Origin of the sequence: Chryseobacterium sp. 3008163 (genome assembly GCF_003669035.1) — a bacterium.
Classification (GTDB): domain Bacteria; phylum Bacteroidota; class Bacteroidia; order Flavobacteriales; family Weeksellaceae; genus Chryseobacterium.
Genome location: NZ_CP033070.1, coordinates 4,531,046 through 4,552,216, shown reverse-complemented (window position 1 = coordinate 4,552,216; position 21,171 = coordinate 4,531,046). Strand labels below are relative to the sequence as shown.

General features: G+C 33.6%; 23 protein-coding genes and 3 pseudogenes. 8 read left to right on the top strand and 18 right to left on the bottom strand.

From position 1 onward, the window contains the following. The first annotated feature begins 33 nt into the window (after nucleotides 1-33). The 3 genes from EAG08_RS22470 (at nucleotide 34) to EAG08_RS22460 (ending at nucleotide 960) form a co-directional block, all read left to right on the top strand. A complete protein-coding gene (locus EAG08_RS22470) occupies nucleotides 34-201 on the top strand; it encodes a hypothetical protein (RefSeq protein ID WP_228446678.1) in 168 nt (55 codons plus the stop codon). Beyond that, nucleotides 156-575, top strand: a complete 420-nt coding sequence (locus EAG08_RS22465; protein WP_228446677.1) for a hypothetical protein — start codon at nucleotides 156-158, stop codon at nucleotides 573-575. The genes EAG08_RS22470 and EAG08_RS22465 overlap by 46 nt, the downstream gene beginning before the upstream one ends. A gap of 202 nt (nucleotides 576-777) precedes the next feature. Further along, nucleotides 778-960 (top strand): hypothetical protein, encoded by a 183-nt coding sequence (locus EAG08_RS22460; protein WP_228446676.1) that lies wholly within the window; start codon nucleotides 778-780, stop codon nucleotides 958-960. 17 nt (nucleotides 961-977) lie between these two features. Here the strand turns inward: EAG08_RS22460 and EAG08_RS21185 are convergent, their stop codons facing one another. From EAG08_RS21185 to EAG08_RS21170, 4 genes are read right to left on the bottom strand one after another with little or no spacing between them, the layout of a single operon-like run. Next, a complete protein-coding gene (locus EAG08_RS21185) occupies nucleotides 978-1,565 on the bottom strand; it encodes a YdeI/OmpD-associated family protein (protein WP_129537179.1) in 588 nt (195 codons plus the stop codon). Nucleotides 1,566-1,570: 5 nt separating this feature from the next. Continuing rightward, on the bottom strand, nucleotides 1,571-1,951 hold the full coding sequence (locus tag EAG08_RS21180; RefSeq protein ID WP_317126294.1) for a DoxX family protein: 381 nt from the start codon (nucleotides 1,949-1,951) through the stop codon (nucleotides 1,571-1,573). A gap of 7 nt (nucleotides 1,952-1,958) precedes the next feature. Next, the gene (locus EAG08_RS21175; protein ID WP_129537177.1) at nucleotides 1,959-2,426 is read right to left on the bottom strand and encodes an SRPBCC domain-containing protein; all 468 of its coding nucleotides are present in this window, start codon (nucleotides 2,424-2,426) and stop codon (nucleotides 1,959-1,961) included. Nucleotide 2,427: 1 nt separating this feature from the next. Beyond that, nucleotides 2,428-2,751, bottom strand: coding sequence for an ArsR/SmtB family transcription factor (locus EAG08_RS21170; protein WP_129533686.1), 324 nt, complete (start codon nucleotides 2,749-2,751; stop codon nucleotides 2,428-2,430). 173 nt (nucleotides 2,752-2,924) lie between these two features. On the opposite strand from EAG08_RS21170, the gene EAG08_RS21165 reads away from it, so the two are divergent. Together EAG08_RS21165 and EAG08_RS21160 are read left to right on the top strand one after the other, a co-directional pair. After that, nucleotides 2,925-3,536, top strand: a complete 612-nt coding sequence (locus EAG08_RS21165; protein WP_129537176.1) for a hypothetical protein — start codon at nucleotides 2,925-2,927, stop codon at nucleotides 3,534-3,536. Then, nucleotides 3,533-3,721: a hypothetical protein gene (locus EAG08_RS21160; RefSeq protein ID WP_129537175.1), complete on the top strand. Its 189-nt coding sequence runs from the start codon at nucleotides 3,533-3,535 to the stop codon at nucleotides 3,719-3,721. The genes EAG08_RS21165 and EAG08_RS21160 overlap by 4 nt, the downstream gene beginning before the upstream one ends. Before the next feature lie 8 nt (nucleotides 3,722-3,729). Here the strand turns inward: EAG08_RS21160 and EAG08_RS21155 are convergent, their stop codons facing one another. From EAG08_RS21155 to EAG08_RS21120, 9 genes and pseudogenes are all read right to left on the bottom strand, one after another. Beyond that, nucleotides 3,730-4,476 (bottom strand): lactonase family protein, encoded by a 747-nt coding sequence (locus EAG08_RS21155; RefSeq protein ID WP_262696769.1) that lies wholly within the window; start codon nucleotides 4,474-4,476, stop codon nucleotides 3,730-3,732. Then, complete coding sequence (locus EAG08_RS22815; RefSeq protein ID WP_262696768.1) at nucleotides 4,473-4,847, bottom strand: lactonase family protein; 375 nt, start codon at nucleotides 4,845-4,847, stop codon at nucleotides 4,473-4,475. Before EAG08_RS22815 ends, EAG08_RS21155 begins: the two co-directional genes overlap by 4 nt. Before the next feature lie 147 nt (nucleotides 4,848-4,994). After that, a pseudogene (locus tag EAG08_RS21150) lies at nucleotides 4,995-6,781 on the bottom strand (acyl-CoA dehydrogenase family protein). Nucleotides 6,782-6,802: 21 nt separating this feature from the next. Then, nucleotides 6,803-7,984 carry a thiolase family protein gene (locus EAG08_RS21145; RefSeq protein WP_129533683.1) on the bottom strand — a complete coding sequence of 394 codons (1,182 nt, stop codon included), beginning with the start codon at nucleotides 7,982-7,984 and terminating at the stop codon, nucleotides 6,803-6,805. A 103-nt stretch (nucleotides 7,985-8,087) separates the two neighbouring features. After that, nucleotides 8,088-10,481, bottom strand: a complete 2,394-nt coding sequence (locus EAG08_RS21140; RefSeq protein ID WP_129537174.1) for a 3-hydroxyacyl-CoA dehydrogenase/enoyl-CoA hydratase family protein — start codon at nucleotides 10,479-10,481, stop codon at nucleotides 8,088-8,090. 86 nt (nucleotides 10,482-10,567) lie between these two features. Then, nucleotides 10,568-11,017, bottom strand: a complete 450-nt coding sequence (locus EAG08_RS21135; RefSeq protein ID WP_129537312.1) for a MarR family winged helix-turn-helix transcriptional regulator — start codon at nucleotides 11,015-11,017, stop codon at nucleotides 10,568-10,570. 167 nt (nucleotides 11,018-11,184) lie between these two features. Next, the gene (locus EAG08_RS21130; protein ID WP_228446675.1) at nucleotides 11,185-12,096 is read right to left on the bottom strand and encodes an ABC transporter ATP-binding protein; all 912 of its coding nucleotides are present in this window, start codon (nucleotides 12,094-12,096) and stop codon (nucleotides 11,185-11,187) included. 222 nt (nucleotides 12,097-12,318) lie between these two features. Continuing rightward, nucleotides 12,319-13,290 carry a FecCD family ABC transporter permease gene (locus EAG08_RS21125; protein WP_129537172.1) on the bottom strand — a complete coding sequence of 324 codons (972 nt, stop codon included), beginning with the start codon at nucleotides 13,288-13,290 and terminating at the stop codon, nucleotides 12,319-12,321. 21 nt (nucleotides 13,291-13,311) lie between these two features. Next, the gene (locus EAG08_RS21120) at nucleotides 13,312-13,872 is read right to left on the bottom strand and encodes a TlpA family protein disulfide reductase (RefSeq protein WP_129537171.1); all 561 of its coding nucleotides are present in this window, start codon (nucleotides 13,870-13,872) and stop codon (nucleotides 13,312-13,314) included. A gap of 121 nt (nucleotides 13,873-13,993) precedes the next feature. Between EAG08_RS21120 and EAG08_RS21115 the strand changes: the two genes are divergently transcribed. Continuing rightward, nucleotides 13,994-15,118 carry a flavin reductase family protein gene (locus tag EAG08_RS21115; protein ID WP_129537170.1) on the top strand — a complete coding sequence of 375 codons (1,125 nt, stop codon included), beginning with the start codon at nucleotides 13,994-13,996 and terminating at the stop codon, nucleotides 15,116-15,118. A gap of 56 nt (nucleotides 15,119-15,174) precedes the next feature. Beyond that, the gene (locus tag EAG08_RS21110) at nucleotides 15,175-15,732 is read left to right on the top strand and encodes a vancomycin high temperature exclusion protein (protein WP_410493282.1); all 558 of its coding nucleotides are present in this window, start codon (nucleotides 15,175-15,177) and stop codon (nucleotides 15,730-15,732) included. Here EAG08_RS21110 and EAG08_RS21105 read toward each other — a convergent pair. Next, nucleotides 15,729-18,327 (bottom strand): annotated as a pseudogene (locus EAG08_RS21105) (BamA/TamA family outer membrane protein). The gene EAG08_RS21110 and the pseudogene EAG08_RS21105 sit on opposite strands and share 4 nt — an antisense overlap. On the opposite strand from EAG08_RS21105, the gene EAG08_RS21100 reads away from it, so the two are divergent. Next, a complete protein-coding gene (locus tag EAG08_RS21100; RefSeq protein WP_129537168.1) occupies nucleotides 18,313-19,038 on the top strand; it encodes a TrmH family RNA methyltransferase in 726 nt (241 codons plus the stop codon). The pseudogene EAG08_RS21105 and the gene EAG08_RS21100 sit on opposite strands and share 15 nt — an antisense overlap. Nucleotides 19,039-19,114: 76 nt before the next feature. Here EAG08_RS21100 and EAG08_RS21095 read toward each other — a convergent pair whose 3' ends face one another. From EAG08_RS21095 to cmk, 4 genes and pseudogenes are all read right to left on the bottom strand, one after another. Beyond that, entirely contained in the window at nucleotides 19,115-19,612 is a 498-nt protein-coding gene (locus EAG08_RS21095; protein ID WP_129537167.1) for a phosphoribosyl-ATP pyrophosphatase, read from the bottom strand. A gap of 2 nt (nucleotides 19,613-19,614) precedes the next feature. Then, the gene (locus tag EAG08_RS21090) at nucleotides 19,615-19,923 is read right to left on the bottom strand and encodes a phage holin family protein (protein ID WP_129537166.1); all 309 of its coding nucleotides are present in this window, start codon (nucleotides 19,921-19,923) and stop codon (nucleotides 19,615-19,617) included. Between the two features lie 75 nt (nucleotides 19,924-19,998). After that, nucleotides 19,999-20,348 (bottom strand): annotated as a pseudogene (locus EAG08_RS23210) (YtxH domain-containing protein). Between the two features lie 90 nt (nucleotides 20,349-20,438). After that, the gene (cmk, locus tag EAG08_RS21080) at nucleotides 20,439-21,110 is read right to left on the bottom strand and encodes a (d)CMP kinase (RefSeq protein WP_129537165.1); all 672 of its coding nucleotides are present in this window, start codon (nucleotides 21,108-21,110) and stop codon (nucleotides 20,439-20,441) included. Between the last annotated feature and the right edge of the window lie 61 nt (nucleotides 21,111-21,171).

Genomic DNA, 21,171 nt, shown 5'->3' with positions numbered 1-21,171 from the left:
AGCATTGACAGTAATGACTCCTTACATTCTTTTTTGGCGGCTGAGCAATTTCATTTTTCCGGAGTGATGGCGGTTGTTTCTGGAGGATTATTTATTTCGTGGCGCTCGCACGAGCTTTTCAAAACAGGAAGCACAAGATTAAATATGCTTGGAGTTTGGACGACAATGATTTTTGTAATGAATGCTTTGGTTTCATTTTAATCGGATTAGAACTTCCTGAAATCGTACAAGGATTAGGAAGTCATTTGGTTTTTAAAGGTTTAAAATATGGAATCATTATAAGTTTGATTGTGATTGCTTTACGATTCTTGTGGGTCTATCCGGCTGCTCATATTCCAAGGTTTTTGTTTAAAAGTATCAGAAAAAATGAGCCAAGTCCCGGATGGAAAGGCCCATTGATTACTAGTTATGCGGGAATGCGAGGTGTGGTTTCTTTGGCGACGGCTTTATCAATTCCCATCTATTTAGATGATAAAGGAACATTGTTCCCGGAAAGACACATGATTATTTCATCACATTTGTGGTCATTTTATTACTTTGGTTTTCCAAGGATTAACGCTTCCATTAATCATTAAATGGATCAATATTAATGAAATTGATGCCAAAATTCCTGAAGATCAGCAGAGAAAAAAATCCAGATTCGTTTGGATGAATTAGGTTTAAATTATATCAATGAAATTATCAGACTAAAATTTTTCAAAATGATCTGATTGAATATTACAAAAACAGCCTCGAAAACGAAATTTCAAACAATCAGAAAAGTTTTGATTCTGTAGAATGCCGCGACACAAAAAAGAGGAAGTAGAGCAGTACCATCACTTGCTTTTGGAAATTTATGCACTTCAGAGAAAGGAATTATTTAAAATGAGAAAACACAAAGAATTCGAAGATTCAGAAATCAGAAAAGCTGAATTACAGATTGATCTGAATGACCTGAAAGTAACAGGAAATGAGCACTAGAGACTAAAAGGTTTAAACTAATTTTCAATCATCAATTCCTTTTCCGTCCAGAATTTTTTGGTAATATTTTCGATTCTTGCTTCTCTTGTTTTTGCTTGTTTGGCTTGTGAAAAGTAAAATAAATATCCTTTTTGCCGTCCCGGTGTCAAAGCATAAAAAGCTTTATTCGCTTCATTGTTATTGTCTAAAACCTTCTGAAACTCTTCGGGAACTGCATAATCTTTAGCAGATTTCATAGCTACTTTTTCATCTGATTTTTCAATTTCGACAGCTTCTTTCACATAAGATTTAATCAAAGATTTTAATTCTTTAATCTCAGAAATATTTGTAAAGCGTAGCTGTCGGGCAGATTGTACGTTTTCAGTCTGTTGGATCAGGATGTTTTCAGGATCTTTCAACAAAACCCCTTTGTGAAAAAGTAATGCACAATATTCTTTAAACCCATGAATCAACACTACATTTTTTCCCTGAAAAGTGTAGCAGGGATGCATCCATTTATAATCTTCTTCAAGCAGTTTGTTTTCAAGGAGAATTTCTCTTAAAAGATAAAATTCTTCATTCCATTTTTTAGCTTTTTCAAAAAAAAGTTCAGCTTCGGTTTGCATAATTTTTAAGAATTTATAGAAGTTAATTTTCTGTCAGCAGGTCTGAAAATCCATGAAAGAACCGTTACCATCAACAGTATCATTGAAGGAAGAGCTTCTGTAAATGGTTGCTCAACAAGCAAATGAGAAATTGCTGCTCCCGACATTGCAAAGAAAAATCCTGCATAAGCCCATTCTTTTACCAATGGTAGTTTTGGAAGCAAAATGACAATTACTCCTAAAATTTTCCATACACCTAAAATCGTTAAAAGATATAACGGATAACCCAATTTAGTGACAATTTCATTATAACCGCCAATTTGAAAAGCTTGTTGTATGCCACCTGCCAACATTCCGATAGAAAGGAAAATAGTTGTTACCCAATATATTACTGCATTTCGTTTCATAATTGATTTATTTTTTTAAATTTAAAACTACTTCTTGAAGGCGGTCATGAGCCATACCTAAACCTTGCGCAAATGGCATTTTCAAAAGCTGATTGCGGAATTCTACAGATTTGAAGATGATCTGCATCGTGAGTTTACTTGATTCTTCATTTATTTTTTCAAATTCAAAAAACTCCAGCTGAACAGGAAAAGAGCTATTTTCCATCTCAAAAGTTCTTGTAATTTTTTGGTTCGGAACAAATTCAAGAATGACACCGTTAGCAGAAAATACAACTTGTCCGTTGTGAGAAGTTTCAAAACGCCAGCTTCCATGCGGTTCGTTTTCTAACTTTTGTACTTTTGTCCCCATCCATTGCTCTACGATCTCAGGTTCTTCGTAGGCTTTGAAAAGCAGATCTAAAGGAAGATCAAAAACTCTGGTGATAATCAATTCTTGCTTATCGTCTTCGGCTGTGATTTTTGTTTTTAATTCCATTTTATTTGTTTTTTTTATAGTTTTTCATTACAGATTCTAATGTGTTGAAACGGTCATCCCACATTTTGCTGAAAGGCTCAATAAAATCTGAAATTTGTTTCATTTTATTAGGATTAAGGTGATACAAGATTTCCCTTCCGTTTTGTTCTTTTTTTAGCAATTCACATTCGGTAAGGATTTGTAAATGCTTTGAAACTGTTGGTCTTGCCGTATCAAAATTAGAAGCAATCGCACCCGCTGTCATCGATTGAGTTGCCACCAAAAGAAGGATTGATCTTCTCGTAGGATCTGCAATTGCCTGAAAAACATCTCTTCTAAGATTCATACGCTTTGCTTTTAGATTTAATTAAAATGTACATTCTTTTATGTAGCTATTTGACTACAAATATAAATGTAGTTATTTAACTACGCAAATATTTTAATAAAATTTTCATTTACGTTACAGCTAATGATAACAAATACCCTTTAATGCTTATCTTCAACATTTAAATTGATCTTATGAAATATTTTTTCAGCCTTTTTACATTTTTAGTATGCTCAACAATGGTTTTCGGGCAAAACGAAAATTCATCAACTTCTACTGAGAAAAACATTGAGAGCGGAAGTACCTACAAAAAATATAAGAACGGAAAACTAGATAGTATCATCGTTACAATGGCAGCTGTAAATTATGGGAATGCCTTACTTTTTTCAAAATCAAATGATGAAATTCGCATTACCAATGTAGCCGATAAAAATTCTGTCATAACGATTGTATTAAAAAATAAGAAACAAATCAGAACTTTGTTCTATAAACAACAGCCAGCCGTCATTGTTGAAAATATAGATTTTGACATAGAAAATCTACCGAAGAGCTCGGTTATTTCTAGCTTAATTTCAGATAATATGGTTTTCAGCAATACCTATATTTCTAACGATAAAATTTTCGGCGATGATTTTCCCGACAAAACTTTTAAGCTTTTTCACGGGCTCAGAGTTCGTCCGGATTTAGATAATTTAGATGCTATCTTTGAAAATATCGGAGATTTTTTCAGCGAAGAAGATGCACTCTTAAAAATTTTCTATGGCAGGTATGCTGAGAAATTTGCTCCTCAGGTTTTAGCTTTTTGAAAACAGATGCTTCAGGCAAAATAAAAGACGGTATTTTTATGGATTTTAAAAACAAAAATATCAATGAAAAGAATAATTACAACATTTATAAAAACGGAAAAATTATAAAATCCGGAGCAGAAAATCTAAGCAAATTTCAAAATATTTATATGGAATATCGAGAGAAAGCAGATCTGAATCAGTAATTCTCAAATTAATAAATTTTCGTTTTCACACAAGAAACATTTTTAATTTTCACAGATTTTCCTACTTTTTTAAGTACCCCGGTTTCTAAATTTCTTTTAAAAACGACTACTTTATTACTTCCTGTATTGGCGACAATAACAAATCTGCCAGTCTCATCTATAGTGAAAGTTCTGGGATGTTTTCCGTGTGTTTTTTGATAACCAACAGTTTCTAAAGTTCCATTTGATTGAATTTTAAAAATGACAATATTATTTTCTTTTCCTCTGTTAGTAGCATACAAGAATTTTCCATCGGGAGAAATATGAAGATCTGAACTTTCAAATCCATCCTTAATTTTTGCAGGATGTGTAGGTTTTTTTTGAATTTCTTTAAGCATGTTTTCTGTAAAATCATATACAGAAATTTCACCTGCCATTTCTTCAATGCAATATGCTGTTTTTCCATTTTTACTAAAAATCAAATGCCTTGGCCCAGTTCCAGGTTTCGTCTTTATGAAACTGCCTTGTTCTATATTTAAAGGTTTTAAATCAGTATTTTCAAAAGGATATATTCTGATTTTGTCAGCGCCTAAATCGGTGAAAAATAGTGAATTAAAATCTGGTGAAAAAACAGCAGAATGAATATGTGCTTTTGCTTGTCTATCAGGATTTATACTTCCTTCAGAAAACTTTAAAATTTGTGCTAAAGAATCTATTTTTCCATCTTCCAAAAGCGGATAAACTGAAACGCTTGCATCGGTGTAATTTCCATTCACCAGCCATTTTCTATTTTATGAACGCTTACATAAACCGGATTTTCGCCACCACTTTCCTGACTGTTCATAAATTTCAAAGTTTTTTCTTCTTTATCAAAACGAAAAGAGCTGACCGTTCCTCCATTTTCAATTTTGCTCTCCGAAGATGCATAAATATATTTTCCGTCTTCAGAAATTGTAATGTAAGATGGGTTTACAACACCTTTTATTGAAGTAGTTTTTGTAAGTTTTCCTGTTTCATTATCTAATTGATAAACATAAATTCCTTCCGAATCTTTTTCCCAATTATAAGAACCAAAAAAGACAAATTGTTGCTGAGAATAAAAGTTTGCAAAGATAAAAAGAGCTAGAAGTTTTAGAAGGTTTTGCATTCAGGAAATTTTTGAATTAAGAATTTGCAAGCTAAAGAAAACTGTTGGATTTGATAATGTACATTTTAATGAATTAGACCTTACGTTTTATTAAATAAAAAACGCTCCATAAAATGAAGCGTTCAAAATAATATTTTATTCAATATTCTAATAATGTCCCTTCCCAATAAAATGTGCAGCCACTTTTTCAGTTAGTCCTACAACATTCGGGTGGTTGGTATATTTTGTAAATCTTCTTAAACCTGAAAGCATCATTCTTTGTTCGTCGCCTTCTGCGAAAGAAACAATTCCTTCTTTGGCAGCTGAGATTATTTTTTCGATTGCTTTGTAAAGATTCAACTGAGCCATTGCAACTTCTACAGAATCAGCAGAGAAATGTTTTTCAGCTCTTAGCACTGCAGATTCTGCCATGTAGATTTGGTTAAGAATTTCAGAAGCATTTAATAATAAATGCTGTTGCTTCTCAATATCCATCATGTATTTTTGAAGGGCAGCTCCTGAAACCATTAAAAATACTTTTTAAGATTTGCCAAAATTGCTTTTTCCTCGCTCATCAATTCAGAATAATCAGGAACTTCAAATGAAGGAATTCCCATCAATTCTTTAGAAATTGCCATTGCAGGAGAAAGTAAATCCAATTCACCTTTCATTGCTTTTTTAATCAGCATTCCTACGGCCAAAAGACGATTGATTTCGTTGGTTCCTTCATAGATCCTTCCAATTCTTGCATCTCTCCATGCAGCTTCCATTGGAGTGTCTTCTGAGAATCCCATTCCACCATAAATCTGAATTCCTTCATCGGCAGTAACCTGAGTAAGATCTGATACGAAAACTTTAAGAATAGAAGCTTCTACTGCGAACTCTTCAACACCTTTCAATTCAGCTTGTTGATGATTCATTCCTCCAGAAACCAATTCTTCAATCTTATCTTCAACATTTTTTGCTAAACGGTAAGAACCAGCTTCACTCACGAAAACTCCGGTTGCCATTTCTGCCAATTTCTTTCTGATGGCTCCAAAAGTTGAAATAGAAACCCCAAATTGTTTTCTTTCATTCGAATATTGAATCGAATGGTTCAAGATTCTTCTTTGTCCGTCAAGATTGGCAGCAGCTAATTTGATTCTACCAACATTCAATGCATTCAAAGCGATTTTAAAACCATTGTTTCTTTCACCCAGCATATTTTCAACAGGAATTTTCATGTCATTGAAGAATACCTGACGGGTAGAAGACGAACGGATACCTAATTTGTGCTCTTCTTCACCAAAAGTTAGGCTGTTTGGATCTTCCAATTCTGAACGGTTGATCACAAAACCTGTAATGTTTTTATCATCATCAATTTTTGCGAATAATGTGAAAGTATCTGCAAAACCTGCGTTTGAAATCCACATTTTTTGTCCGTTGATGATATAATGCTTTCCATCCTCTGACAATTTTGCTCTTGTTTTCCCTGAATTTGCGTCTGAACCAGCATCCGGCTCAGTCAAGCAATAAGCACCGAATTTTGTTCCTGTAGCTAGATCCGGAAGATATTTCTTTTTCAATTCTTCACTTCCGTAAAGAAGAGTGGGTAATGTTCCAATTCCGGTATGTGCTCCGTAAGCTGTTGCTAATGAGCCATTTCCTCCTGAAACGTAATCGCAAGCCAACATCGTACTTACGAATCCCATCCCAAGACCTCCATATTCTTCAGGAACGGTGATTCCAAGAAGTCCCATTTCGCCTAATTTGCGCATTGTTTCTTCAGTCAATGCATAATCTTTTTTCTCAAAACGATCATGATGCGGAATTACTTCTCTGTCGATAAATTCTTTCGCAGAATCACGAAGCATTTTTTGTTCTTCTGAAAGTTCTTCTAAAGTGAAGATTTCGTTTGCAGCAATTTCTTTAATTAAAAACTCACCTCCTTTCAGTGTTTTATTAATTGTAGTCATTATATTTTGTAGTTTTTTTAGTTATAATAATTCAAAGATTGAAGCAGCACCCTGCCCAGTTCCCACACACATAGAAACCATTCCGTATTTATTTCCACGTTTTCTCATTTCGTCAAGGAGTTGAACGGTTAATTTCGTTCCTGTACAACCAAGCGGGTGACCAAGAGCGATGGCACCACCATTGACATTTAAAATATCAGGATTTAAACCTAATTCTTTTTTAATTGCAACCGATTGAGAAGCAAATGCTTCATTTAATTCAATCAATTCAATATCTTTTAATTCTAAACCAGCTTGCTTTAGTGCTTTTGGAATGGCATAAATTGGTCCCATTCCCATGATTCTTGGCTCAAGTCCGGCCGCAGCGTACGCAACTAATCTTGCTTCTGGCTCCAATCCTAATTCTTTTACCATTTCTTCAGACATCACGATAACGAAAGCTGCACCGTCACTCATTTGAGAAGAATTTCCTGCTGTCACACTTCCTCCGTTTGCAAAAACGGGCTTTAATTTAGCTAAACCTTCCAAAGATGTGTCTAATCTTGGGCCTTCGTCTACAGAAAAATCAAACTTTTTAGTCTGCATTTTCTGATTTTCATCCAAGAAATTATACTCAACAGGAATTGGTATGATTTGATTCGCAAATTTACCTTCCTGATTTGCTTTTAAAGCTTTTTGGTGAGATTCGAACGCAAACTGATCTTGTTCTTCACGGGAAATATTAAATTGTTTTGCTACTTCTTCCGCAGTATAACCCATTCCCCAATAATAATCAGGATTGGTTTTTGCGATTTCAGTTTCCGGAACGGGTTTGTAACCACCCATCGGAATATAAGACATTGATTCTGTACCACCTGCGATAATACAATCAGCCATTCCTGCCTGAATTTTTGCCGAAGCAATAGCAATCGCCTCACTTCCTGATGCGCAATATCTATTCACAGTGACTCCCGGAACTTTGTCGGTATTTAATCCCATCAAAGAAATTAAACGTGCCACATTTAAGCCTTGTTCAGCTTCCGGCATTGCATTTCCAACGATTAAATCGTCAACTCTGTCTTTGTCTAATTGCGGAACAGCTGCCATCAGTTTTTCGATTACTATTGCTGCCATTACGTCGGGACGCGTGAAGCGGAGTGAGCCTTTTGGAGCTTTTCCGACTGCTGTACGAAATCCCTTGATTATATATGCTTGTCTTGACATTTTTTTATTTATTTTAATTTAAACATACATTTTGCCATGCTAAAAGCATCTAAGCTTAGATTCCTGTGGAATGACAAACTTCGTGTTAAAATATTTATAGTTATTAATTTCTCAACGGTTTTCCTTTCTGTAACATAAACTGAATTCTCTCCAAAGTTTTTCTTTCACCACAAAGCTGAAGGAAAGTTTCTCTTTCAAGGTTCAATAAGTATTGTTCGGTCACAACTGTTGGTTCTGAAAGATTTCCACCTACCAAAACGTTAGCTAATTTATCTGCAATCTTTTTATCGTGTTCAGAAATATATTTTCCGGTTAACATCTGATCGGTTCCTACGTAGAACATACCTAGAGCATCTTTTCCAAGAACTTTTACGGTTTGCTCGATGGGTTGAGTGTAGCCTTGTTCAGCCATTAGTTTTGCAACTTTTTTAGCTTCGGCAATCTGACGTTTTTTGTCTACAACTACAATGTCTTTTCCTTTTTCAAGAATTCCCATATCATAAGCTTCATAAGCAGAAGTGGCAACTTTACCCATTGCTATATTCATGAAAGCCTCACGAAGTCTGTTATTTTTCACATCATCACTGTGGAACTCTCTTGAAGTTCTTAAAGCAAATTCTTTCGTTCCGCCACCGCCGGGAATTACACCAACTCCGGTTTCAACTAGTCCGATGTAAGTTTCTGCTGCTGCAACCACTCTGTCTGCATGCATGGTCATTTCACATCCACCACCAAGAGTCATTCCGTGAGGAGCAACTACTACAGGAATTGAAGAATAACGAACTCTCATCATCGATTTCTGGAAATAAGCGATTGCCATATTCAAATCATCCCAATCTTGCTCAATAGCCATCATTAGAATCATCGCTAAATTTGCTCCAACAGAGAAATTTGCACCTTGATTTCCAATAACTAAACCGTCATATTCTTTTTCGGCTAAATCAATCGCTCTGTTTAATCCATCTAAAACTTCGCCTCCAAGAGAATTCATTTTAGAACGAATTTCAAAGTTGATAATTCCGTCGCCTAAATCTTCAATAGAAGCTCCTGAATTACTCCAAAGTGTTTTATTTTTTCTGATATTATCTAAAATGATGAAAGCATCTTGTCCCGGAATTTTGTTGTATTCACCTGAATTTTTATCAACGAAAATACTTTGTCCATCTTCATTTACTTTATAGAAAGATTCTACATTCTTAACCCAGTCTGAAACTTCGTAGCCAGCTTCTGTAGCCAATTCAATTCCTTTTTGAACTCCAACAGCGTCCCAAATTTCGAATGGTCCGTTTTCCCAACCGAAACCAGCTCTCATTGCATCATCGATTTTGTAAACTTCATCAGAAATTTCCGGAACTTTATGAGAAACATAAGCGAATAATGCTCCCAAAGATTTTCTGTAAAGTTCTCCAGCTTTATCTTTTCCACCAATCAAGACTTTGAATCTGTCAATTGGCTTATCTATATTTTTAGTTAATTCTAAAGTCGGGAAAGAAGATTTTCCTTGAAGTTCGTATTCTAAAGTATCAAGATTCAATCCGTGAATTTCAGATTTACCGTCTGTACCTTTTACTTTTTTGTAGAAACCTTGCTCGGTTTTTGATCCCAACCATTTGTTATCTACCATTTTCTGAATATAGTCAGGAAGAGCAAAAACATTGTTAAAATCATTCGCCTCAGCACCGCTGTTACGAACACCGTTTGCAACCATTACCAAAGTATCCAAGCCAACAACATCGGCTGTTCTGAACGTTGCAGATTTTGGACGACCAATAATCGGACCTGTTAATTTATCAACATCAGAAACATTTAAACCTAATTTCTGAACATTGTGAAGCAAATCCATCATCGAGAAAACTCCGATTCTGTTAGCGATAAACGCAGGAGTGTCTTTTGCTAAAACGGTTGTTTTGCCTAAGAATTTGGCTCCATAAGACATGTAGAAATCTGCAATTTCCGGATCAGTATCTGTTGTAGGTATAACTTCTAAAAGTGGAAGATATCTTACCGGATTAAAAAAGTGCGTTCCTGCAAAATATTTTTTGAAATCGTCACTTCTTCCTTCAACCAACATATTAATTGGAATTCCGGAAGTATTTGAAGAAACTAAAGTTCCCGGTTTTCTAAATTGCTCGATTTTCTCGTAAACTGACTTTTTAATGTCTAGTTTTTCAACAACAACTTCTATAATCCAGTCGGTATCTTTTATTTTCTTTAAATCATCATCAAAGTTTCCTACTTTAATACGCTCCGCAAATTTCGGAGAATAGAGTAGTGCAGGGCTGGCTTTTTTAAGTTTTTCAAAGTTTTCGGAAGCAATTCTATTACGAACTGCCTTGTCTTCTTTGGTCAAACCTTTTTTCTGCTCGGCTTCATTCAACTCAAACGGAACAATGTCAAGAAGTGAAACCTGCACTCCGATGTTGGCAAAGTGTGCAGCGATACCGCTTCCCATAATTCCTGAACCTAAAACCGTAACATGTTTGATTCGTCTTTTCATTAATATTTTATTTTAGTTATTATCGCTTAGTTTAACCTTTTGGGTTTTATTATAAATCTTTATAAATTTTCCTCAAAAGGAGAAAGTTATTTTCTGTTGTTTAAATCAGAAGCTATTTTCATAATTTCTGTCATGACTTCTTTGAAAGTTTCCAACTTTTCAGGAGCAATTTTTTCCATCACTTTTTTGTTGAAATTCACAACGACTTCTTTAGACATATTTCTTGAACTTAAACCTTTATCAGTAAGCTTAATGATTACTTCACGCTTATCGGTAGTAGTTTTTTCTTTATAAATATATCCGTTATCCTCAAGGAGTTTGATGATTCTTGTGAGAGAAGTGGGTTCAATTGCCATTTTGGGTCCCAAATTGGTGCTTCTTGTACCTTCTTTCGGATCAATTTTCAATAAGGTAAGAGCCTGAACTGCAGTAGAATCGTGTTCTTGTGCAAGCTCGGTGTACATTTTCGAAACTGCTAACCAAGTCTGCTTTAGAATGAGGTCAACATTTTCTGTTTTTTCTTTATTATTATCCATCATATTTTTTTGCTAATCGGTTTTATCAAATGTAGCAAATATTATGCATGCATAGTATTTTCAAATGTTAAAATTAATTAATATACTGATTTTCAGTAGATTAAAATGTATGATTAGCATAATACTATGCATGCATAGTATGTGATATAAATAATTAAAATGCTGATTTAATGAAGCTTTGAGATTAATTTAACTATTTCTTCGAAAGATTCACATTGGTACTGTTTATTAGCAAATGAAATCTCCCAAACTGATTCGTTATAGCTAAAATCGAAAGATGACAAATCTTTTTGGAAATTTTTTTGAAGTAAAGAATACAACATTTCTTTCTGAATCTGCGGAGATTCTATGGAAGGTGCTACAAAATTTTCGTTTACCTGAAACAGTGACACATTTGTGAGTTCATCATGCTGCAGCAAAACATCTTCCACAATTCCTGAGTATAAATGATTATCTTTAATATACCACATTTTATCAGCAAATTCCTTTGCCAGTCTCCAATCGTGAGAGGAAAACAAAATGAGTTTTTTTTGCTGTTTGGCTAATTTTCGAAGCGTTTTAAGGATGATTAATTTATTCTTTTCATCCAGATGAGTGGTTGGTTCATCAAGAATAATTATCGGGGAATTTTGTGTCAAAGCTCTTCCTATAAATGCTTTCTGAAGGTTTCCGTCTGAAAGGTTTCTGAGAAGCGTATTTTTATATTGAGTTAAATCTAATTCGTGAATAATCTCCTTAACTTCCTCTCTGTCTTCTTGTTTCAATTCAAAATAGAAAGGATAATAAATATATTTTCCGAGCGAAATAAGATCTTCAACTGTATGATTTTGTGGAATGACAGATTTAGAAAACACGACTGCAATATTCTCTGCAATCTCTTTTACCGAAAGTTCTTTTACATTTTTATTATCAATTAAAATTTCTCCTCCTAATAAAGAGTTTTGATGAAGAATTGATTTAATTAAAGTTGTTTTTCCAACACCATTATTTCCTATCAAAAGGCAGACGTCACCTAAATTCAAAGATGCATTGGCATTTGAAATTAAAGTTTTGTCGTAGCCTATGTTGGCTTGTTTCATTTGTAGGTGCATGTCTGAGCTTTAATTTCTGCAAATGTTCACAGATTTTTCTTTTTGATTTAAATATTAATGTTTGTCAAGCTGAAAGCATCTCTACAAATTTAGCTTAGTTTCCTCCGGAATGACAAACAGAGAGGATTATTTTTAATCATTTAAATTAAAAAAAATATTCTCGAATATCTGCGAGAGATTTAAAATTAATAAATGACTTCACAATTTAGTTTAAACCTTATTCTGCTTCAAAAGCATCAATAAAATTACAGGAATTCCAAACAGAGAACTGATTACATTCAATGGAATCTGAGTTTTTTCAGCGGTAATTGAAAATATCAACATAATGAGCATTCCCAAAAACATATTCAAAATCCATTGCTGCCAAAGTTTTGACGGGTTGTAAATCAATCTGCAGAAGTGAGGGACAATAATTCCTATAAATAAAATAGGCCCTAAAAAAGCTGTGATAGAAGCAGATAAGAGTGAAGAAGTTACAATGATCAATATTTTTAAATGATTTAAATTAACTCCTAAACTTTGTGCATAAGAACTTCCTAAAGAATTTCCTATTAAAGGTTTGATGGTTTTAAAACAACAAAATAATCCAATCCCCACTAAAATCGACAGTACGATAATCTGATTTCTCGAAACCATATTATTCGCTCCGAAAGACCACAAAATATAGTTTTTCAGACTTTGATTTTCAGCGTAAAACTGCAAAAGAGAAACTATTGCCCCTGCAAACGCCGAAACCAAGAATCCGAAAATGATCAAGTATGATTTGTCCTGAAATTTATTCGACATTGACAGCAGAACGAGCATCAAAAGCAAACTTCCAACAATTGCGGATAGACTTAAAAAGCTGTTCTGTAAAAATTCAGGCAGTAAAATGCTGTGCGAAAAGAAAATGTAAAAAGCGACGGATAAACTTGCAACAGATGTAATTCCTAAAATATCGGGCCCAGCAAGTGGATTTTGGAAATATTCCTGCATCAAAAAACCGGATGTCGGAATCGAAATCCCTGCCAAAAGCATGACCAAAACACGATTAGCTCTGATTTCAGCGATTTGTCCATTTTCAGAATTATAGAGAAAATCATGAAGATTTAAATTTAAAAATCCTGTATTCAGATTGATAATCGCCATACAGATGATTGCGAAGACCAAGACTGAACACAGGGTTTTAAATTTATTTGACATTAAAAATTGTTTCCGGAAAAATTACTTGATAAAAGAATCAATTTTTGAATTTAATAGTTCTGAAGTCATCATTCCTAAATATTCATCCGTTTTATCACCTTTTCTCATGTATGTGAATGGTATTGCATCGCCTTTCCACTCTTTAAAATTATTCTTAAAAAAAGTTTCATCAAGCAGACTATTATCTAAAAGAATGGTATTGTTTCTAATGCCTTGTTTATCTACGAAAGTAGGAACTTCAGTATTCCAGACTTCTTTGGTATCCATACTGATAAATGTAATTTTCACAGGCTGGCCTTTTAATTCTGTAATTTTATCTTTAAAATGTGGAATTTCTCTCACGCATGGTCCGCACCACGTTGCAAAAAAATTGGTTACATATAAAGTATCATTTTTAGTTTGTAAGAAATCAGTAGTTTGCTGTGGACTCAACGCTTTTAGAGAAGCTTTTGCAGGAAGAGGTTCTGGAGCTATATTTGAAATTGAATCATTCGCAATCATATTTTCCTCCGTTTTTTCAGCTTCTTTTTTACAGCTAAAAAGTGTGACAGCTAAAAGTGTCGATAAAAGTATCTTTTTCATAAGTAGATATTCTGTTGTTATCATGAAATATACGACGGGTATTTCTCACTGGTTTTATTGGTAAGAAAATTACGTCACAGACCGTTTCATAATTATTTTTTATTTATTTTTGAAATGAAGTATGGAACAACAAATCTATAAAGGAAAACTGACGCAGTTTCACGGCCTAAAAATAGCTAAAAAGGAAGACCTGACCAAAAATACTTTTTCGTTGGAGCTTGAAATTCCTGAGAATCTTAGTGAGAATTTTAAGTTTGAGGCGGGGCAGTTTGTAAGTATCAAATTCAATGCTGGTGGAAAAGAAGTTATCAATGATTATTCGATGACTTCGGCGCCGTATGAAGAAAAAATAACATTAGGAATTAAAATTAATTCTCAAAACGGAGCAACTGCAGAACTTTATAAAAACTATCAATCTGGTGATGAGTTACTTGTAAGCGAGCCCAATGGTAGATTTACCATTGTTTCAAAACCTAGTGAATTCCGGACTATTGTGGGTTTTGCTGCAGGAATAGGGATTACTCCGATTCTTAGTCATTTTAAAAACATTCTTTATAACGAGCCGAGAACGAGACTTTTTTTGTTTCTTGGAAATAAAAGCTCTGAGGAACTTATTTATCGTGATCTTTTAGATAATCTTGCTCATAAATATGGCGATAGGCTTCAGATTTTCTACTTTTATTCTCAGGAAAAAACTGCTGACCAATTTTTCTACGGGAGATTAGATGCCAAGAAATTAAATTTGATTATCAATCAGATCCTTCACTTAGATGACACCGATGAAGAATCTACGATTTGGGATGCAGTAGATGAAGTTTTGATTTGTGGAAAAGGGGAGATGATCAAAACTCTGGCAAATGCCTGCTACCATCACGGAATTCCGAAGAAGAATATTCATTTTGAATTATTTGAAGAGTTTAATGATGATATTTATCCTGTAGAAAAAGAGTTTCCGTTGATTGAAAATGTACAGATAGACTTTAAAATGTTTGGGGAAAATTATCAGACTGAACTTCCAAATAATAAAGAAAAAATTCTGCAACAACTTTTAATTCAAAAATTCAATGTTCCTTATTCCTGTAAATCGGGAATTTGCGGAAGCTGTGAATGTACTTTGGAAGAAGGAGAAGTTGAGCTTTTAGAAAACGAATATCTTACCGAAAAAGAAGAGGCTCAAGGTAAAATTTTAGCTTGCATGTCGATTGCGAAAACTAAGAAAATAAAGCTTAACTTTGACTTTAGTTGAGAATCATCCGAAACATATTTAAATTTATTTTTTTATCAATAGAATTGGTTTTTCTCTTGATATGTCTTTGTAATGTCTGGGTTTTTGGGATTACCAACGGAAGAACGTATAATAAGATTTCAAAAATTCCGCCAAGAGAAATTGCTTTGGTTTTGGGAACTTCTCCCAGAATGCGTTCGGGGCTTTCTAATCCTTATTTTACTAAAAGAATGGATGCAGCAGCATTGCTGTATCATCACGGAAAAATAAAAAAAATCATCGTGAGTGGTGAAAAAAGCAAAGGTTACAATGAGCCGGCTGCAATGAAAAATTATTTGATTTATCAGGAAGGTGTTCCGGAAGATATCATTATTGAAGATCCGGAAGGTTTTAACACGTATAAAAGTATTTTACGCTGCAAAGATATTTACGGAAAGAAAAACGTCATTATCGTTTCACAAGGTTTTCATAATCTTCGGGCATTGTTTTTTGCAAGAAATAATAACATGAATGCGCTAGGATTTGATGCGCAAGATGTCAACAAACCCGAAAGTTTCTACAGAAACCAATCCAGAGAGATTCTCGCCAGAGTGATTGCTGTAGTTTATTTTGTATTGGGAATTTCTGCGGATTAAAAAGGATATCCAAATGCGATATTTAGTGTAGGTTTCAAAGGCTGAAATTGATTGAATCTCCACCTTTCGCCATCAGGTTTGTTCGGGTCATAAATTTTATAGGCCAAATCTAATCTTAAAGTGATATACGCTACATTTACTCTTAAACCAACTCCGCTGCCGACACCCATTTCTCTGATGAATTTATTAAATTTAAACTGATCATCAAAACCATTGTTTTCTGTATTCCAAACGTTTCCGATGTCTGTGAAAATTGCACCTTCATACATGTCATTAAGCGGAATTCTATATTCTAAATTGGTTGTCAATTTCACATTACCCATTAAATAAGTTCTCACTCTTTCGTCAACCTGAGAACCGCCGGGGCCTAAACCTCCAAAAGCCACCCAAGCACGAATATCATTTGCACCACCATTAAAATAAGATCGTACAAAAGGCATAGAAGAAGAGTTTCCATACGGAATTCCTAATCCGATAAATTGGCGAAGAACTAATGTTTGGTTTCCATTAAATTTAAAATACTTTCTTACATCAAAATCAAATTTCACAAACTGTGCATAAGGAATTCCGAAAATTGTACGTTCCGGACTTCTCAAAACGCCACCATCATCTTTTCTTTTTTGATTGAATATGCTCGGGATATTACCTGCAACTTCCATTTTCCCATTAAAATAGAATGCGTTTGGATAATCTTTTTTTCCGATTTCGTTGTAAATAAAATTATAAATAAAAGATGAAATAAGAACATCCTGAGTTTGTCTGTCTTTGTTGACTAGCGTTCCAAGAAAAGGCAATAATAATTTGTCAGTTTTTTCCTGACTAAGACTTTCAATATAGGGTAAATCTGTAATGATTTGCTCAGAAACTTGATCTCTTGTCAATGCGCCAGAATTAAACTGTTGTGCTGTTGTAGGGCTGTATGCAAAATAATCTCCAAAGACATCTCTTCTCACGGCATCATCATTAACGAAGAAATCGTAATAGCTGTCTTTATTTTTTGTTAAACTGAAAAGCGTATTAAATAAAGTCAATCTGTGTGATGACTGATCATTAACGTTAGCAAAATAATTTAAACCTGTATTAAAGTTAACCCTGCCTAATCCTATATTATTCTGCACCGATGCTCCCAAAACAATTGATGATGTTGGTGTATATCTTTTAGGAATCAATTTATAGTAATTAAAAGGCAGTAATAAACGAGGAAAACTTAGAGAGGCCTGAGCTGATAGTTCATAAGCCCAAATCCTGTTATCTAAATCCCGTGGGTTCACAACACGTCCGAAAGTACCAGAAAGGCTTGTAGAAAGGTTTTCTGCACCTCGGAACACATTTCTCGTAGTAAGATCGACTGAAGGGGATAATCCCCAATTTAAAAATTGAGAATAATTTAAATCTGTACCTAATTTAAGTTCATATTTTGGAAGTGGTTTTAGCAAATACAAAACATCAATGATGCTGTCATTTGGCTTTATGGCGCCACCTTGTCTTAAAGAATCTTTAGCTTTCAGAATGCTAAAATTATTCATTGCAAGAAGATTTCTTTTCGTTAAATCAAGTTGATTTTGATTATAAACTGATTTATTATCAACAATAATTGCTCTCCAGATAGAATTGGTTTTGTAATTATCATTCATTTTATGAAATCTGATTCTTCGCAAACTGTCTTTCACCGTTTTTCTGCCAAAATCACTTGGCTCATCAACGATGGCAACATCTATATTTCCAAATGTAGCACGTTTATATGGCGAATCTGCAGAATCTTTATGAATTTCAAGCGTTAACGGTACATTTTTTCTATCTTTTAATGAGTCAGCTACAAAATATACTTCGTCATTGCCATTATTAAATTTATAATAACCGCTTCTTCGCATGATATCATTAATTCTTGCAACCTCTTTTTCAAGAACTGTCTGATCAAGTACTTTTTTTGACTTGATAAGTGTTTCGTTGATGTTTTGCTGATAAAGACTTTTAACTGCAGCATCAGGAATATTATAGTAATATTCTTTAATGTTGGTTGGGCTGTTATGCGTTAAAAAGTAAGTTACCGCTGCTTTTTTGGAAGTTGAATCTAATTCGTGTTTAAATTTAACCTCAGAATCCCAATAACCACGGTAAGTCATTCTTTTTTAATAGACTCTGCGCTCTTGTCTGTTCTTGTCTGATCAAGAATTACCGGCGGCGTTCCAAAGTTATGTAAAATTCTGTCCCACAATAAACTTTTCCCAATGCTTTCAGGCATATTGTATTTAACGAATAGTGAATCCCTTAGCTTTTGATCTCTCATTTCACTGGGGTAGGTCAAATATTCACTGAATAATGTATCATACTTAGGATTTGCAGCATTGTGCAATAAAAGCCCAAGCGGCATGAAAAGCAATTCTTTCTTATTAGGTTTTTGCTGAACGTAATTCTTCAGTTCTTCATCAAAAAATTCTTTCTTATCTTCAAATTGAAAGTTGTTTTTTGTCAGTAAAAATTCACCTTCAGGTACTTTTTTGTGGTACTACAAGCATAAAGGACACCAACAACAGTTGCAAATGATAGAATTTTATAATATTTTTGAGGAGAATTCTTAAAATGCTTACAGCTCATACAATAAAAGTTTTACAGTCTTTAGATAAAAAGAAGTTCAGGCAAAAATACAATTTGTTTTTGGTTGAAGGGAATAAAATCATTTCCGAACTTCCCAATTCTAACTTTAAAATTAAAGAAATATTTTCTACAAATCCTCAAAATTTAAATTTTAAGGAAACCATTATACATCAAATCACTGAAAATGAATTGAAAAAGATTAGTTTCCTACAAAATCCTAAAGATTCTGTGGCAGTTTGTGAATTAAATGAAGAATCTAAGTTAGAAGATAAAAATATCCAGTTGGTTTTAGACGGAATTCAGGATCCGGGAAATTTAGGAACAATTATTCGTTTGGCAGATTGGTTCGGAATCGAGCAGATCATTTGTAGTGAAGACACAGTAGATTTCTACAATCCAAAGGTTATTCAGGCAAGTATGGGATCTTTCACAAGAGTCAATATTGTTTACTGTAATCTCGTTGACTATTTATCTGAAACTAAAAACACAAACATAGGTACAGATATGGATGGAGAAAATATCTACACCTTTGAAAAGCCGGAAAAAATCAATTTAATTTTAGGAAACGAAGGAAAGGGAATGCGTGAAGAAACCGAAAAATTACTTCACGAAAAAATCTCAATTCCAAGATTTGGAAAATCTCAATCTACAGAAAGTTTGAATGTATCTATGGCGGCCGGAATTATTTTAGGCCAATTGTATTCAAAATAGAAGTTAGAAATTAGATTTTAAAACATAACTTATTTATTAAACTAAATTTTAGATTCTAATATCTAACTCATTAATATTATATAAGTTGCTCCATACTGGATACACTTTTTGTTTTTTGATAAGCCTCTAATTTTGTTCTAAGAAATTTTAAAGCCATTGGTGCTACATAAATTAATGCTGCGCCTAATACTTTCTTTTTCCAATTTGAGCTTCTCATGTTTTTCTTGGCGTAATTGGCAACAAAAGCTGTCACTGCAAGTTTCACAAGCGTGTCCATTGCATCACCTTTGAAGGCGCTTCCGGCAATTCCCATCGCGGTATTTCTATTGAGTAATAAATCTTTTACCTCTGAAGTCAACTGTTTGGCGATGACATCTTTTCTGAGAACTGTGGTTTCTTCACCATCTTCATCAATTTTTTCTTTCAGATATTGATCAGTTAAACCATTGGTGAATGCACTTAAGCTTTCTTTTGTATTTTTGAAAGTTAACAATCCTTCTAAATCCTCAACTTCACTTTTTAAAAGCTTTTTCTTTCTTCTAAGTTCTTCTAAGCTACTATAATTTCTGCTCATAATTAGTGATTTAAAAATTCTATTACTTTATCGGCAACAACATTTACGATGCGCTTTTTAAAGGTAACAACTAAAATTGTGATAAGCAAATAAAATGCAGCAACAATTAAAAATCCATAAGAAGTATTGTTCAATGCTTTACCAATAAAAAATGCCAATCCAAAATTAAAAAGGATAATAAAAAAAGCAAAAGCAGCTAATAAAATAACTAAGTAAGCAATTACTCCTGCCGAAATTGACGACTTTTCTGTCGCCTGAATTTTTAGCAAATCTATTCGCTTTGATGCATATTCTTTTACAGTTTCAATCATTGTTTTTTTTAAAAGTTACAAAAAAAGGAACTTTAATTTGGTCAAAGTTCCTTTTATTATTTAAATTAAAATGAATTATCCTTTCAAATCATTCAATCCTGTTTCAACATCTTTTACAATATCAGTAGTTTTAGAAACAATCTGATCTTTATATTTGTCGTAACCATCTTTTACAGTATGTGCTACGCTGCTTGCTGTTTCTTTGAAAGTAGAAGAGATGTTTCCATACTGATCTTTTACTTTTCAGAAACTTCTCCGTATTTATTTTTAGCTTCTTCCTTCAGGTCGTTCGCTTTGTTTTTAATTTTTTTTCTGGTTTCTTTACCTTCTTCCGGAGCATATAACATTCCTAAGATTACTCCTGCTGCAGCACCTGCCAATAATCCTGCTAAAATACCTGCTGTATTGTTTTCTTTTCTAGACATTCCTTGTTTTTTTAATTATGTTAATAAATATTTTATGTATCAAATGTTACAATTAATATACCAAATAGTGTTTTTAACCTATAAAAATTGTTAATTTTTTAAATGTGTCAGTATACTTTCTATTGTCTCTTTCTTAGTAAGCATCGTGTTATCTATGACAATTGCATCATCTGCCTGCTTTAGAGGTGCAATTTCTCGCTCACTGTCGATTTTATCTCTTGCAATAAGGTTTTCTTTCACTTGCTGTTCGTCAGCATCTATTCCTAAACTCAGTAATTCCTGATATCTTCTTTTGGTTCTTTCTTCAATACTAGCAGTCAGAAAAAATTTAAAATCGGCGTTTGGCAGTACTACTGTGCCAATATCTCTGCCATCCATTATAATTCCACCTTTTTCTGCCAAATTGCGCTGAGACTGTAAAAGAAAATCTCTAACTTCTTTTTGTTTGGCGATAAGACTTACATTATCTGAAACTTCGTTGGAACGAATTTCTTTTGAAATATTGATATGATTTAAAAATAAAACCAATTCACCATTATCATTTTTAAATTCAAGTTCGATTAATGAAAAAGAATCAAAAAGCTGCTGAAGATTGATGGTTTGGTCTTCACTCAGACAGTTTTGTAATGCAAACCAAGTAATTCCACGATATAGAGCACCAGTGTCGAGATGTACAATCCCTAATTTTTCGGCAATAATTTTTGAAATAGAACTTTTCCCTGTAGATGAGAATCCGTCAATTGCTATCACTGGTTTTTTCATACTACAAATTTCAAAAAAAATCTGAAAGTGCAAGAAAATCTAAGATTTTATCTTACAAAAA

Bases quoted from the DNA above. Each gene is read 5' to 3' on its own strand.
- EAG08_RS21185 (WP_129537179.1), bottom strand. From the start codon at position 1,565: ATGCAAACCGAAGCTGAACTTTTTTTTGAAAAAGCTAAAAAATGGAAT.
- EAG08_RS21170 (WP_129533686.1), bottom strand. From the start codon at position 2,751: ATGAATCTTAGAAGAGATGTTTTTCAGGCAATTGCAGATCCTACGAGA.
- EAG08_RS21175 (WP_129537177.1), bottom strand. From the start codon at position 2,426: ATGGAATTAAAAACAAAAATCACAGCCGAAGACGATAAGCAAGAATTG.
- EAG08_RS21145 (WP_129533683.1), bottom strand. From the start codon at position 7,984: ATGTCAAGACAAGCATATATAATCAAGGGATTTCGTACAGCAGTCGGA.
- EAG08_RS21135 (WP_129537312.1), bottom strand. From the start codon at position 11,017: ATGGATAATAATAAAGAAAAAACAGAAAATGTTGACCTCATTCTAAAG.
- EAG08_RS21100 (WP_129537168.1), top strand. From the start codon at position 18,313: ATGCTTACAGCTCATACAATAAAAGTTTTACAGTCTTTAGATAAAAAG.
- EAG08_RS21115 (WP_129537170.1), top strand. From the start codon at position 13,994: ATGGAACAACAAATCTATAAAGGAAAACTGACGCAGTTTCACGGCCTA.
- EAG08_RS21140 (WP_129537174.1), bottom strand. From the start codon at position 10,481: ATGAAAAGACGAATCAAACATGTTACGGTTTTAGGTTCAGGAATTATG.
- EAG08_RS22815 (WP_262696768.1), bottom strand. From the start codon at position 4,847: ATGCAAAACCTTCTAAAACTTCTAGCTCTTTTTATCTTTGCAAACTTT.
- EAG08_RS21165 (WP_129537176.1), top strand. From the start codon at position 2,925: ATGAAATATTTTTTCAGCCTTTTTACATTTTTAGTATGCTCAACAATG.
- EAG08_RS21130 (WP_228446675.1), bottom strand. From the start codon at position 12,096: ATGAAACAAGCCAACATAGGCTACGACAAAACTTTAATTTCAAATGCC.
- EAG08_RS21125 (WP_129537172.1), bottom strand. From the start codon at position 13,290: ATGTCAAATAAATTTAAAACCCTGTGTTCAGTCTTGGTCTTCGCAATC.
- EAG08_RS21120 (WP_129537171.1), bottom strand. From the start codon at position 13,872: ATGAAAAAGATACTTTTATCGACACTTTTAGCTGTCACACTTTTTAGC.
- EAG08_RS21095 (WP_129537167.1), bottom strand. From the start codon at position 19,612: ATGAGCAGAAATTATAGTAGCTTAGAAGAACTTAGAAGAAAGAAAAAG.
- EAG08_RS22460 (WP_228446676.1), top strand. From the start codon at position 778: ATGCCGCGACACAAAAAAGAGGAAGTAGAGCAGTACCATCACTTGCTT.
- EAG08_RS21180 (WP_317126294.1), bottom strand. From the start codon at position 1,951: ATGAAACGAAATGCAGTAATATATTGGGTAACAACTATTTTCCTTTCT.
- EAG08_RS21090 (WP_129537166.1), bottom strand. From the start codon at position 19,923: ATGATTGAAACTGTAAAAGAATATGCATCAAAGCGAATAGATTTGCTA.
- cmk (WP_129537165.1), bottom strand. From the start codon at position 21,110: ATGAAAAAACCAGTGATAGCAATTGACGGATTCTCATCTACAGGGAAA.